Annotated in this window: 17 protein-coding genes; 11 read left to right on the forward strand and 6 right to left on the reverse strand. The window is 71.0% G+C overall.

The features are described from left to right. Positions 1-76 precede the first annotated feature (76 nt). The 7 genes from ACIA8R_RS31485 to ACIA8R_RS31515 all read left to right on the forward strand — a co-directional run bounded on the left by ACIA8R_RS31485 (position 77) and on the right by ACIA8R_RS31515 (position 4,528). On the forward strand, positions 77-853 hold the full coding sequence (locus ACIA8R_RS31485; protein WP_397041675.1) for a class I SAM-dependent methyltransferase: 777 nt from the start codon (positions 77-79) through the stop codon (positions 851-853). Positions 854-872: 19 nt separating this feature from the next. Then, a complete protein-coding gene (locus tag ACIA8R_RS31490) occupies positions 873-1,691 on the forward strand; it encodes an alpha/beta hydrolase (protein WP_364092820.1) in 819 nt (272 codons plus the stop codon). Next, positions 1,688-2,146 (forward strand): HTH domain-containing protein, encoded by a 459-nt coding sequence (locus ACIA8R_RS31495; RefSeq protein ID WP_364092818.1) that lies wholly within the window; start codon positions 1,688-1,690, stop codon positions 2,144-2,146. The genes ACIA8R_RS31490 and ACIA8R_RS31495 overlap by 4 nt, the downstream gene beginning before the upstream one ends. Before the next feature lie 33 nt (positions 2,147-2,179). Continuing rightward, on the forward strand, positions 2,180-3,271 hold the full coding sequence (locus ACIA8R_RS31500) for a serine/threonine protein phosphatase (protein ID WP_397041676.1): 1,092 nt from the start codon (positions 2,180-2,182) through the stop codon (positions 3,269-3,271). A gap of 68 nt (positions 3,272-3,339) precedes the next feature. Then, a complete protein-coding gene (locus ACIA8R_RS31505; protein ID WP_357709071.1) occupies positions 3,340-3,552 on the forward strand; it encodes a hypothetical protein in 213 nt (70 codons plus the stop codon). A 185-nt stretch (positions 3,553-3,737) separates the two neighbouring features. Then, entirely contained in the window at positions 3,738-4,211 is a 474-nt protein-coding gene (locus tag ACIA8R_RS31510; RefSeq protein ID WP_364092814.1) for a hypothetical protein, read from the forward strand. Continuing rightward, the gene (locus ACIA8R_RS31515; protein ID WP_364092812.1) at positions 4,211-4,528 is read left to right on the forward strand and encodes a transcriptional regulator; all 318 of its coding nucleotides are present in this window, start codon (positions 4,211-4,213) and stop codon (positions 4,526-4,528) included. The genes ACIA8R_RS31510 and ACIA8R_RS31515 overlap by 1 nt, the downstream gene beginning before the upstream one ends. Before the next feature lie 22 nt (positions 4,529-4,550). Here ACIA8R_RS31515 and ACIA8R_RS31520 read toward each other — a convergent pair whose 3' ends face one another. The 3 genes from ACIA8R_RS31520 to ACIA8R_RS31530 form a co-directional block, all read right to left on the reverse strand. Then, the gene (locus tag ACIA8R_RS31520; protein WP_397041677.1) at positions 4,551-5,546 is read right to left on the reverse strand and encodes an RNA polymerase subunit sigma-70; all 996 of its coding nucleotides are present in this window, start codon (positions 5,544-5,546) and stop codon (positions 4,551-4,553) included. 94 nt (positions 5,547-5,640) lie between these two features. Further along, a complete protein-coding gene (locus tag ACIA8R_RS31525) occupies positions 5,641-6,633 on the reverse strand; it encodes an NADPH:quinone oxidoreductase family protein (RefSeq protein WP_397041678.1) in 993 nt (330 codons plus the stop codon). A gap of 119 nt (positions 6,634-6,752) precedes the next feature. Continuing rightward, positions 6,753-6,968 (reverse strand): anthrone oxygenase family protein, encoded by a 216-nt coding sequence (locus ACIA8R_RS31530; protein ID WP_397041679.1) that lies wholly within the window; start codon positions 6,966-6,968, stop codon positions 6,753-6,755. Between ACIA8R_RS31530 and ACIA8R_RS31535 the strand changes: the two genes are divergently transcribed. Beyond that, positions 6,940-7,428 carry a hypothetical protein gene (locus ACIA8R_RS31535; protein WP_397041680.1) on the forward strand — a complete coding sequence of 163 codons (489 nt, stop codon included), beginning with the start codon at positions 6,940-6,942 and terminating at the stop codon, positions 7,426-7,428. The genes ACIA8R_RS31530 and ACIA8R_RS31535 overlap by 29 nt on opposite strands. Positions 7,429-7,469: 41 nt before the next feature. Here ACIA8R_RS31535 and ACIA8R_RS31540 read toward each other — a convergent pair whose 3' ends face one another. Further along, the gene (locus ACIA8R_RS31540; RefSeq protein WP_357709051.1) at positions 7,470-7,649 is read right to left on the reverse strand and encodes a hypothetical protein; all 180 of its coding nucleotides are present in this window, start codon (positions 7,647-7,649) and stop codon (positions 7,470-7,472) included. A gap of 132 nt (positions 7,650-7,781) precedes the next feature. On the opposite strand from ACIA8R_RS31540, the gene ACIA8R_RS31545 reads away from it, so the two are divergent. Continuing rightward, positions 7,782-8,294 (forward strand): hypothetical protein, encoded by a 513-nt coding sequence (locus ACIA8R_RS31545; protein WP_397041681.1) that lies wholly within the window; start codon positions 7,782-7,784, stop codon positions 8,292-8,294. Between the two features lie 33 nt (positions 8,295-8,327). Here the strand turns inward: ACIA8R_RS31545 and ACIA8R_RS31550 are convergent, their stop codons facing one another. Beyond that, positions 8,328-9,143 carry a CPBP family intramembrane glutamic endopeptidase gene (locus ACIA8R_RS31550; protein ID WP_397041682.1) on the reverse strand — a complete coding sequence of 272 codons (816 nt, stop codon included), beginning with the start codon at positions 9,141-9,143 and terminating at the stop codon, positions 8,328-8,330. Between the two features lie 51 nt (positions 9,144-9,194). Here ACIA8R_RS31550 and ACIA8R_RS31555 point away from each other — a divergent pair, with 51 nt between their 5' ends. Continuing rightward, positions 9,195-10,052, forward strand: a complete 858-nt coding sequence (locus tag ACIA8R_RS31555; protein ID WP_397041683.1) for a TetR/AcrR family transcriptional regulator — start codon at positions 9,195-9,197, stop codon at positions 10,050-10,052. A 106-nt stretch (positions 10,053-10,158) separates the two neighbouring features. Here the strand turns inward: ACIA8R_RS31555 and ACIA8R_RS31560 are convergent, their stop codons facing one another. Then, positions 10,159-11,520 carry a serine hydrolase gene (locus tag ACIA8R_RS31560; protein ID WP_397041684.1) on the reverse strand — a complete coding sequence of 454 codons (1,362 nt, stop codon included), beginning with the start codon at positions 11,518-11,520 and terminating at the stop codon, positions 10,159-10,161. Positions 11,521-12,006: 486 nt separating this feature from the next. Between ACIA8R_RS31560 and ACIA8R_RS31565 the strand changes: the two genes are divergently transcribed. Continuing rightward, positions 12,007-12,393 carry a hypothetical protein gene (locus ACIA8R_RS31565; protein WP_397041685.1) on the forward strand — a complete coding sequence of 129 codons (387 nt, stop codon included), beginning with the start codon at positions 12,007-12,009 and terminating at the stop codon, positions 12,391-12,393. The last annotated feature ends 111 nt before the right edge of the window (positions 12,394-12,504 follow it).

Here is a 12,504-nt window from a genome sequence, read left to right on the forward strand (position 1 = left end):
GGCCTGGTTCGTCTGGTAACCCCGCTCGACCGGCCGCGCCGGGCCCCGGGCCCGGCGCGGTCCCAGGAGGCATCGCATGTCGCACGTCCAGGAGACGCTGGCCGCCTACGAAGGCGTCGCCGCCCGCTACGACGAGCTGAACGCGCAGACGGACACCGCGGCCCTGGTGGGCCGGTTCGCCGAGGCGGCGCAGCGGCACGGGAGCCGGGGGAAGCGGCTGCTGGACGCCGGTTGCGGCACGGGCGGCAGCAGCGCGGCCTTCAAGGCGCTGGGCTACGAGGTGACCGGCTACGACCTGTCGCCCGCGATGGTGGCGGCCGCGCGGCGGCGGACGTCCGCCGAAGGCATCCCGTTCCTGGTGGGCTCACTTCTGCGGCCTCCGTCCGGGCTGGCCGGTTTCGACGTGGTCGCCTGCGTGGACGTGCCGCTGACGTACCTGACGACGGCCGACGAGCTGCGCCAGGCGCTGTCGGCCGCGCGCGCCCAGCTCGCCGCCGGCGGGGTGCTGCTCTTCGACCTGAACACCATCGGTTACTACCGGCGGACGTTCGGCGTCCCGGTCGTCGCCGACCGCGGTGACCGGTACGTGGCCTGGTTCGCCCACTCGCCGCGGATCGAGGCGGACGAGGTGGTGATCACGCAGTTCGACCTGTTCGAGCGCGCGGGCGCGGGCTGGGAGCGGCTGTCGATGCGGCACGTGCAGCGCCATCACTCCGACCGTACGGTGCGCCTGGTCGCCGAGCAGGCCGGGCTGCGCGTGGTGGCCGCTCACGGGCTGGTGGGGACGTCGGTGCACGATGTGGCCGACGAGGACGCCCACGACCGCATCCTGTACGTCGCCCGTACGCCCTGATGTTCGCTATATTCAGAATATGGTGAATCTACCGTCGGTCCTGTCCCTCCACGGTTGCGACCTGCGTTACGCCGACAGCGGTGGCGACGGCGTGCCGGTGGTGTTCTCGCACGGCGCGGGGGCCGACCACGTGATGTTCGACGCCCAGTCCCGGTACCTGCGGGCGCGCGGGTACCGCGTCGTCACCTGGGACCTGCGCGGCCACGGCCTCTCGCGCCCGTCCGGCGTCCGCTTCACCGCCGAGCGCGCGATCGCCGACCTGTGCGCGCTGATCGAGCACCTGGCGCTGGAACGGCCGGTGCTCGTGGGCCAGTCCCTCGGCGGCAACCTCGGCCAGGCCGTCGTCCGGCGGCATCCCGGCCTGGCCCGCGCGCTGGTCGTCATCGGCGCCACGCCGAACACGGCGCCGCTGTCCTGGCGGGACCGCCTGCTGCTGCGGGCGGCCGCGCCGATGCTGCGGACGATCCCGGCCAGAAGGCTTCCGCGCCTGATGTCTGACGCCTCCGCGACCACCCAGGCCGCCAGGGACGACGCCCGGCGGGCCTTCGGCCAGATGCCGAAGAAGGAGTTCGTGCAGGTGTGGCGGGCGACCGTCGGGTTCCTCTCCCCCGACCCCGGCTACCGCACGCCGGTCCCCCTGCTCCTGATCCGCGGCGAGCGGGACACCACCGGCAACATCGCCTCGGCCATGCCCGGCTGGGCCCGGCTCGAAGGCGTCGATGAGATCGTCGTCCCCGGCGCGGGTCACATCGCCAACCAGGACGCCCCGCAGGCGGTCAGCGAGGCGATCGACACGTTCCTGCGGACGATCCCGGCGCCGAGGCAGGCACGGCGATGAGCGAGCGGCACGCGTTCGTCACCTCCGTGGGTGACCTGCTGGCCTCCTGGAACCTCCCGCACGCGACCGGGCGCACCTACGGGCTGCTGCTCCTCACCGAGGAGCCGATCTCGCTCGACACCATCGCCGCCGAGCTCGAACTGAGCAAGGGCGCGGTGAGCACCGCGGTACGGCAGCTCGATTCATGGGGACTGGCCAGGGTGATCCCGCAGCCCGGCAGCCGGCGGCTGCTGGTCGAGGCCACCGGGGGGATCGAGTCGCTGCTGGAGGCGAGCCAGGCGCGGGCCAGAACCCTGATCGCCGCCCTGCGCGAGGGCGAGACCCTGGTGAACCCCGGCCCGGCGCAGGAGCGGCTCCAGGAGGTGATCGGGTTGTTCGCCGGCTATGTCGACGTCGGAGGCCGGATGCTGGCCGGCTACCGGGAGCGACGCCCCGGAACCGACGCGGCGGGGTAGCGTCTGACCCACGAAGTCGATCAAGGGGGCCCAGTGGCGGAACGGTCGGACATGTCCAGGAACGCGCGGGCCGGCAGGTACGGCGACGTCGCGACCGCGCTGGCGCTGCACAGCGACAGGCGGCTCGGCCAGGCGCTGGAGCAGGCCCGGGTGCTGGGCTCCGGCATCGGCGGCACCTCGGCGCTGCTGGACGTCGACGGCGTGCCGGTCTTCGCCAAGCGCATCCCGCTGACCGATCTGGAACGCGGCCCGGCCAACGCGCTGTCCACCGCGAACCTGTTCGAGCTGCCGCCGTTCTGCCAGTACGGGATCGCCGCCATCGGCGCCCCCGGCTTCGGCGCGTGGCGCGAGCTCGCGGCCGCCGTCATGACGACCAACTGGGTGCTGGCCGGACACAGCCCGGCCTTCCCGCTGCTCTACCACTGGCGGGTGCTGCCGGGCGCGCCACCGCCCGCCGACGAGCACGCCGACGTCGAGGCGGCCATGGAGTACTGGGAGGGCTCCCCGGCGGTGGGCGAGCGGCTGCGCGCCCTGGCCCGCGCCTCGGCCTCCGTCGTGCTGTTCCAGGAGTACATCCCGCACGACCTCGACCACTGGCTGGCCGCCCAGGTCGCCGCCGGTCAGGACGCCGCGACGACGGCGGCCGTCCTGCTCGAATCGCGCCTGCTCCCCGCCGTGGCCTTCATGAACAGCCGCCACCTGACGCACTTCGACGGGCACTTCGGCAACATGCTCACCGACGGCGAACGCCTGTACATCGCCGACCTCGGGCTGGCGACCTCCTCCCGGTTCGACCTGTCCGGGCCGGAGATCGAGTTCCTGGAGCACAACCGGACCCACGACACCGCGTACGCGATGGCACGGCTGGTCAACTGGCTCGTCACCGACATCTGCGGGGTGAAGGTGCCGCCGGACGGCGTGCCGGAGGAGCGCAACGCGTACATCCGCGCGTGCGCGGAGGGCGCCGACCCCACCGGTGCGCCGCCGGCGGTGGCCACGATGATCCGCCGGTACGCCCCCGTGGCGACGGCCATGAACGACTTCCACTGGGACTTCTACGGCACCAGCCGGACGACGGCGTACCCGGGCGAGAAGATCGAACGCGCCCTGAAGGCGATGCCCTGACCCCGGCGCGCCGGGCTGGGCCAGGGGCCCTGGTGACGACCCGGCCGCGGGTGTCATACCGTCACATCATGGACGAGCACCGCCAGAGCATCCCCGACGTTCTCCGGCCCGTCAGGGACGCCGCCGCGGCCCTGGGAGCGGACTTCCCCGACCTGGGCGCCGCGCTGCGCGCGTTGCGGCAGGTCGAGGTGGAGGTGGAGCTGGCGACCGATCTGCTGATGCGGCAGTCCAACGCGCAGGCGAACCAGGACGCGAGGCCACTGGGCGACCCGGCCTCCTGACCGCCACGGCGAAGTCGAGGTTCGTGCCCCCGGTACCCCAGGGACGCATGTCCACCGGCAGGCGATCGCGCGCCTCCCGGCCCGTGCGGTCCGGCCGGCATGTGACGCAGCTACCATTTTCCCGCGAGGAAAACAGATGGTACTTTCCTTACAGGAAAGCAGCAATCGACCTCCGGGAAGACCCCATGAACCAGCACGACGCCCAGTTCTCACTCGACGACATCCACCGCCTCCAGGACAGGACCCGGAAGCAGATCGTCCAGCAGAGCTTCGCGCCTCCGCGCGTGGCCGTCTCCGCGCTCGGCCTCTTCGGCACCCTGGCGGCCATCGATCTCCCCAGTCCCTGGCACTTCGTCGTCGCGGCGCTCGGGATGCTCGTGTACGTGGGCGTGGGTATCGTCTACGAGCACCGGGCCTCGGTCCGCCGGAAGGCCACCAGCATGGAGGTCCTGTTCCACGGCGGGCTGCTGGCCTACGTCATGGTGGCCTTCACCATCGGCCGGATCGTCGCGTTCGCACTGTTCGACCTGCCGTCTCACGGGCTGCTGTCACAGTCCGTCGTGGGCGCGGTCGTGGCGGCCGTGGCGTACGTCGCGGCCACGCCCGTGAACCGCTCCGTCCTGACGTCGATCGTCCGGCGGAGCGGCGGGGCCGCCTGATGGATCCGCTCTTCGACGAGTTCCTGCACGTCCCGGCGCGGCTGTCGGTCGTGGCGCTGCTGGCTCCGGCCGAATGGGTGGACTTCGGCTTTCTCAGGGACTCGGTCGGCACCAGCGACTCGGCGCTGTCCAAGCAGGTCTCGGCGCTGGCCGCCGCCGGGTACGTCACCGTCCGCAAGGACCAGGACAAGCGGGCGCGGCGGACGTACGTGCAGCTCACCCCGCAGGGACGGCTGGCCTTCCAGCGGCACGCGGCGGCCCTGGAGCGGATCGTCGCCCTCGCCCGCGAGTCCGCCGACCGTCCCGCCGCCGGCTGACCGCGCGTCCGCCGCCGGCGGGTCAGTGCGTGAGCACGTCCGGGTATCCGAACGTCGTGACCAGGGCGGGATCGTGGAACTTGATCACGCGGGAGACGCCGGTGGCGATGGAGGCCAGCACCACGACGCCGTCGGCCCGCAGCGCGCCGTCCGCGTCCCGGTGGTAGACGACGGCGGAGGGCTGGCCGTTGGCGGTGGTCGCGATCATCCGCCAGTCGCCCGGCGAGCCCAGCACGTACGCGTCGAGCAGGTGGAGGCACCTCCTCCGGCCCGACCGCCAGTCGCGGAACGGCGTCGCCTCCAGCGTGGCGTCCGCGCGCAGCACCTGTTCCAGCAGGCCGACGTCGGAGCGTTCGAAGGCCGCGATGTAGCCGTCGAGCAGCGCGCGGGCCCGCCGGTCGGTCGGTTCGAGCAGTTCCGCGGGCTCGGGTTCCAGCTCGTCGAGCCGGGCGCGGGCACGCTGGAGACCACTCTTGACCGCCGCGATGGTGGTGTCGAGGATCTCCGCGGTCTCGGCCGCCGAGAACGCCAGCACCTCGCGCAGGATGAGGATCGCGCGCTGGCGGGCGGGCAGGTGCTGGAGGCTGGCGATGAGCGCCAACCGCAGCGACTCGCGTTCGACCGCCACCGCGGCCGGATCGTCGGCGGCCGGGGCGATCCAGGCGTCCGGCAGCGGTTCCAGCCACGAGACCTCGCCCGGCGCGACGGGGCTCGGCGGGCGGTCGGCTCCGTCGTACGGACCCGTCAGACCTGAGGGCAGCACCCTGATCGGGCGCGACTTCAACGCCGTCAGGCAGACGTTGGTGGCGATCGTGTACAGCCACGACCGGATCGACGCCCGGCCCTCGAACCCGGAGTAGGACCGCCACGCCCGCAGGTACGTCTCCTGCACCAGGTCCTCGGCGTCGTGCGCCGAGCCGGCCATGCGGTAGCAGTGTGCCAGCAGCTCCCGGCGGAACCCCTCGGTCTCGGCGGTGAACCGGTCCTGATCCGGCGCGGCCCGCGGATGCGCCGTCACGCCGCGAGCCTACGGGTGTCATGGCCCACGTTCCAGGGGCGGCGCGGGCACGCTCCCATGATCACACCTCGTCCAGTCGCAGGGTCATGCCGGCTCAGGGCAGCAGGGCCAGCTTGCCGACGGTGGCCCTGGCCTCCAGTTCCGTGAGCGCCTTCGGGCCGTCGGCCAGCTCGTACGCGGTGGGCAGGCCGGGGACGAGCACGCCGGCCGCGATCAGCGTGGACAGCTCCCCCATGATCTCGCCGAAGATCTGCGGTGCCGCCTGGATCAGCACCCTGACATTGAGGCCGATGACGTGGACCTGGTGCCTGTACACCAGGTCCCAGTTCGTGATCGGAGCCTCGCCGCCCGCGACGCCGTAGACGACGACCCGGCCGGTGACCCGCTTGGCCGCGGCCAGGCCGTCCTCGAAGGCGGCGCCGCCGGCCGACTCCAGCACGAGGTCGGCACCGGAACCACTGGTCAGCCGCAGCACCTCGGCGGCGAGGTTCCCGCCGCGGGAGTCCAGGACGTGGTCGGCTCCCAGTGCCAGCACCGTCTCGTGCTTGCCCGGCGATGCGGTGGCGATGACCGTCGCGCCGTAGTGCTTGGCCATCCTCACCGCGGCCTGGCCGGTCGCACCCGCCGCGGCCTGGATCAGCACGACGTGCCCGGCGGCGACGCCGCCCAGAGGCCTGAGCGCGGCCAGCGCGGTGGGCCAGTTCACGACCAGCCCCAGCGCCTGCCGCTCCGTCCAGCCCGAAGGCACCGGCACCGCGGCAGCGGCAGGCAGCACCATGTACTCGGCGAAAGCGCCGTCCCCGATGCCGGCGACCCGGTCCCCCGGCCGGAGGTCGGTCACCCCCTCGCCCACCGCGACGACCTCACCGGCGGCCTCGAAACCCGCCAGGTACGGCGGTCGGGGGCCGCCCGCGAACGTGCCGTGCGCCTTGGAGACGTCGGCGAAGTTGACCCCGGCGGCGGCGACACGGACCAGGACCTCGCCCCGGCCGGGGCTCGGCACCGGCGCGTCGGTGATCAGGCGCATGTCCTGCGGTCCGTTGAGTGAGGTCTGCTGCAGCGCGCGCATGGTCGCGGGGATGCTCATTGGCGATCGGCTCTTCTTCGTCGGCGTACATGAGAGACCGGCCCGGCGTGCGGGCCGATCTCTCATGTAGACCCCGGCCACCGCGCAAAGGAATCGGGCCGCTCCCGAACGGCCATTGTTCAGACGCGGTCGAAGGTCTGGACGATGAGCAGGCAGGCGAACGCCGCGAGCGCGAGCCCGGTCCGGACCAGGTGCAGGTTCTGCCATCGACCACGGATCTCCTGCCAGTCGGCGGGCAGGAGGTCGGGATCCCAGGCGTCCGCCATCCGGTTGAGGGGCTCCAGGCCCGCCAGCGTGAGGACGACGGTGAGGATCACCAGGATCAGGGCGGTCACGACGATCAGAGCCGAGGTCGCCCGCGAGGCCGGCGTGGCGCTCCAGACGCTGTACCCGTCCTCCCCCGGCGGCAAACCCGCCCTGGCCAAGCTCGTCTACGACATCACGCTGGCCGGCGACGCCCGGCCCGTGCCGCGGAGCGACCGCCCCGAGGTCCAGTCGATCCTCGACGAGCCCGACCCCGCCCGCAAGCTGGCCCGGTACGCCGCCATGGCCACCGCGATCCTCCGGCGCGTCCAGCCCGTGCACCGCGTCCTGCGCGCGGCCGCCGCTGCCTCTCCGACCGACGCGGGGCTCCAGGAGGTTCTGGCCGACATCGAACGTGAAAGGCTGAAGGGCAGCCAGGGGCCGGCCCACCACCTGCACGCGCTCGGGGCCCTGCGTCCGGACCTCACTCCGGCCAGAGCGGCCGACCAGATCTACGTCCTCACCTCGACGACGATCACAGCCACACGATGAAGCCGCCCTCCTCGCACAGAGGGGGCGGCTTTCTGCTTGGTCTACAGGTCCTTGCACCACATCCACTTGCCTTCGATGTAGCACTTGTACCAGCCGTCGTTCGCAGGATTCCACGCGTAGGCGGGAGTGCTCGTCATGCTGATCGTGAACACGGTGGAGACGGACAGCAGGACCAGGGCCATCGCCCGGCGCATGCCCCGGGCCGCGAAGAGGTTTCTCATGCCGCTGATGAAACAGGCCACCACTTGGGCTGCTCTTAACACCCACTCGCGCCCGACTTGGCGACCGCCGGCGAGCTCGAAATGAGCATCGTGGATGGATGCGTCGCCGAAGCATGCCCTTACCGTTGAGAGGTGCAGAAGGCGCTCACGTATCTGGATCAGACATTCATCAACTTCCGTGAGTTCCCCTTCGGTGATCACGCATATCGCTGGGTCGACATCAAGCGCTTCGGCGTGTCTCACCCGGACGTCGGCGACGCCTGCCTACTGACCGAGCTGATTGGCCACGAGCAGTTCCGGGACGACTACGCCGGAGGGGGAGTCGAGGTCGACGGGCTTCGCCACGGCCCCTACTGGCTGCGGAACGTGACCCCGACCACATACGGGCACGTGGACGAGATGACCGCGAGCGCCCTTCTGCGCGACTGGGCGGCACAGTTCGGCCCTCTTCCTGCGGCTCTGTCCGCCCAGCTGGACCACGACGTTCATCCGCTGATCACAGGAGCCACCGACAGATACCGGCTCGCAGACCTCGGCCACGAGGCCTTTCACGACTGGGGCCGGGTTCACAGCGACTTTCACGAGCTCGTCCTCGTCGACCGCCCCGCCAAGGTCCTGTCGCTCCTGGTCGCCGCTGACGACTGAGCGCTCGACGACGGTGCGTCGCGTACGTGGGGCTCAACCTCGCCGGCCCTCGGGCTGAGTCGCGGTGGCCCGGCATGATGCGATGAACAGGATGCCCGCGGCGGCCGCGGCGGTGAGCAGGCCGGACGCCGTCGAGACGACGGGGTCGTCGTAGTCGGGGACGTAGGCGGCGGTGACATTGACCATCGCGTGCGCCAGGATCGCCGCCGACACACCTCCGGAGGCGTTGCGCAGGCCGAGGATGACCACGCGGCCCGCGACCGTACCGAGGAACCAGCCTCCGATCCAAGCCGCACCATGACCGGCCTGCACAAGCGGGATCACATGCCACGCACCGCAGAAGAGCCCGAGGAGCAGCCCGGCTCCGGCCGTACCGAACCGGCGTTGCAGCGGGTCGGAGGCGTAACCGGTCCAGCCCAGCTCCTCGCACGCGGCCGCCGCCAGCGCCGCGGCGAGCAGCAGCGGCAAGGCCGCCGGCGACGTAGGAAGGGTCGAGCCCGCTTGGCCGCCGAGCCACCCGAAGATCCACGAGAGGGCGCCGATCGCGGCCGGCAGCAATGCCGCGGCGGCATACCAGCGGGTTCGTCCCGCGGGCCGGTCGACGACGCGGGCCAGCAGCGCCGTGACGGCGCCCCGGCCGCCGTAACGGCGGGCCAGGATCGCGGCGGCCAGCACCGGCAGCACGAACATGGTCGCGCTCGCGGGCAGGTCGAGGGCTCCGATGCGGACGGCGGGCGACACCGCCCCCAGGACGTAGAACGGCACCGACAACACGGTGACGAGGACGAAGAACCGCACCGGGTGTCCGGTCCGGTCGCGCGGTGGACTGCTGGTCGCCGACATTCTCATGGATTCACCATCACAAGTTGAGACACGATATCCCAAGTACCATAGACTACGATGGTGACACGAGAGACCCCGGAGAGCGGCCTGGCGCGACGCCGCAAGCGACTGTCCGACGAAGAGACCGCACGGCGGATGCTCGACGCCGCGACCGCCACGGTCGAAGAGGCCGGGCTGACGGTGAGCCTGGAGCACATCAGCTTCGAAGAGATCATCCGGGACGCCGGCGTCGCCCGCAGCGCCGTCTACCGCCGCTGGCCGTACAAGGATCTGTTCTTCAGCGATCTGCTGCGCGAGCTGGCCAAAGGCGCCAGCCCGGCCATCACCGAGGCCAACCCCGGCGCGTCGCAGGCGGCGGCCCGCACCGTGCTCGCCCATCTCGGCTGGGCCCGCAGGCCGGGTCTGCGCCGCGCGCTGGCCGCGGAGGTGCTGCGGGAGGGCGCGCTCGGCGAGTTCGGGATCTTCCACCGGTCATCGGCCTGGCGTACCTATCTCGCGTTGCAGGCCACCTTCCGCAGCCTGCCGGACGGTGACCTGCGCGCCGAGGTCCAGCAGGCTCTCACCGAGTCGGAACGCTCGATGGTCGCAGGCGTGGCGACCGCCTACTCCTGGGGGGCGAGACTGATCGGCCTGCGTCCGTGCGCCGGCGTCACGTTCGAGACGGTGGCCCGCCTGGCCGTCGCCACATTGCGCGGGCTGATCCTGATGGCCCCCGGCAATCCGGAGATCGTCACCCGGCGGTTCCAGGCCAATCCGTTCGGGGCGCCCGAGCCCGCCGAATGGTCGGAGCCCGCGCTGGCGATCACGTCCGTGGTGCTCGGCCTGCTGGAAGCCGACCCCGAGGTGGAATGGACCGACGAACATGAGCGCTCGGTCGCGGCCGCTCTGCGAAGCGGGCGGTGGGCGGCGAGCTGACAGCCGCCGCGCGGGGGCCCGGCCGGGACAGGCGTGTGATCAGAGGTCGTCGCCGGTCAGGCTGCCGGGTACCACGGCGACCTGACCGGCTCGGCTTGCCGCGGGGTCAGCCGAAGCGGCGCTTCTCGTACTCGTCGATGGCCTTGCCCAGCTTCGCCAGGCGCTCAGTGAACCAGACGTTCTCCGCGCCTGTCGCGGGCCGGTTCGGGTCGACGTACTGGTAGCCGAGGTTGGAGAACAGGGCGACGACGTACGTGCGGCCGCCCTTGCCGGGCAGGGCCTTCACGATCCCCGCGTCGGCGCCGGAGTTGTTCACCCAGCCGTTCTTGTGGGCGTAGGTCACCTCGGCCTTCTGGTCGCACGGTCGCACGTCGCGGCCATAGGAGATGCCCTGGCCGGGAATCGTCACGGTGCCGTCGGCGCCGAGCCACCGCGAGGGCGTGAGCTGCGGGATGCCGGGGGCGGGATAGTCCGCGCCGCACCAGTTCGTGGTGGAGAGGGTGACGTTCATGCCCTGCTCGGCCAGCCTGCTCCTGAAGAACGTGCGGGAGGCGTCGCTCAGGACGTCGGCCGTGACCGCGGTGCCGCCCGGGGTCTTCCACAAGGTGCCCGCCCCGCCGTTGACCAGCGTCAGCAGCTTCGCCGTGTCGAGCGACGTCATGGTGACGGGGTTGCCCCATCGCGCGCCGTTGTCGGGGTTGGTGTTCTTGAGCTGGAGCGTCTCCAGGCCGAGGTCCTGGAAGGTCTGGTTGAGGCCGTTCACCGCGCCCTTGTCGTGCAGCAGCTTGACCATGGCGCAGGCGGAGGCGTTGGACGACCAGGTGAGCGCGGCGTCGAGGAAGTTACGGACCGTGTCGCTGCGGGCGGGGCCGCACAACGAGCTGACCGTGACCGGCTGGTAGGCGTAGGTGTCGTCGAGCGAGATCTGGCCCGCGTCCACCAGTCGCAGCACCCCGAAGCCCACCATCAGCTTCAGGACGGAGGCGGGGTAGGGGCTCATGAAGTCGATGGCGGCGTTCTCGCGGCCCGGCACGATGTCGATGCTGCCTTGGCCGCGGTTGGCGTACCAGCCGGCGTCGTCCCACTGCCTCCAGCGGACGGCCGAAGTACGCAACTTGTCGTCCATCGGGACGATCTTGCCCTCCGGGTACTGCGGGCTCATCAGCACGGTGCCGGAGGACAGGGGGCGGCCGAGCCTGTCCAGCTCGATGACGGTCAGGTCGATCTGCGGCTGCTGCGTGATCGGCGCGGCGGCCGCGGCGGCCGCGCGAAGGTCCGCCTTCTGCGGGACCTGCTTCGCCTCCTTGGCGGCACCCTCCCGCCGCAGCGCGTTCAGGTCCGTCGCACTCGTCGGCGGGCTGGTATCCAGGACCTGCTCGAACTGCTGACGGCCGAGCGCCTGTTGCAGGAAGTGCGCCAGCACGCTTCCTGAGCTGTTGTCCGCCTCCGCATTCGCAGGGTTCGACACGACGAGGCCACCCAGGAGCACGGCTGTGGCGGCGAGCCCGGACATGACTCGCCTCGGACGACTTGTTGATCTAGTCAGAATCACAAGATCACCCTAGTCAGAAATGATCTCTGTTATGCGGTAGTTATGAAAGATCTCACAATAAGTGACGACTCGTGATCATCCGATCGCCGGCGGCGATGCCATCGGATTCGCCGACCTGCACCACGTCACACGCGCAAACAATTCATTACTCTCCGTGATAATCGTGCAGTCTGCGCCGTACGGTATGGATCAGCCGATCGGGCCACTTTCGCTGGACGGTGCTTCGCGAAGCGCCGTCCACTGAGCCATCCCGGCCCTTGGGCGATTCGCCATGGTCAAGTCTTTGCGGTCGACGCTGCCGCAGCCTTCCTGGCCTTTGACGTGCAGCAGGCGCCAGGAGGCGAACAGTTCACGGAGGACACCATGAGACGCGCAGCCCTTCTACGAGGTGCCGCCATACCGATGCTGGCCACGGCACTGCTGATGGGAGCCGCTTCGGCGGCCCAGGCGGCGACCGGCGGCGACGGCGGCGGAAAGGGCCCCTGCCCGCACGCCTGCCCACCGGGACGCCCCGGCCCTCCCGGACCGCCCGAGCCGACCCAGATCATCCGGACCCCGCACACGCTGACGTCCGGCCTCAACACCGGCACCTCGACCTGCCCGGCGGGAACCGCCATCACAGGCGGCGGACTGGTGACGCCCCTCGGCGGCAACAACCTCACCGTCCAGGTGCACGAGTCCTTCCCCTCCGCCGAGAACACGTGGACTGTGTCCTTCAACAACTCGGCGAGCACCACGGGCACCTACACGGTGTACGCCATATGCATCCCCGTGACCCCGACGACCTGAAGCCTCCTGGCACACGGACACGGCCAGGACGGTCATGAGCGGACCACACACCGCCGCTCGACGTCACATCAGGCCGACCATGACAACGGAACAGGGGCGCCACCCCACTGA

Source organism: Nonomuraea sp. NPDC051191, from assembly GCF_044455665.1.
Lineage (GTDB): Bacteria > Actinomycetota > Actinomycetes > Streptosporangiales > Streptosporangiaceae > Nonomuraea.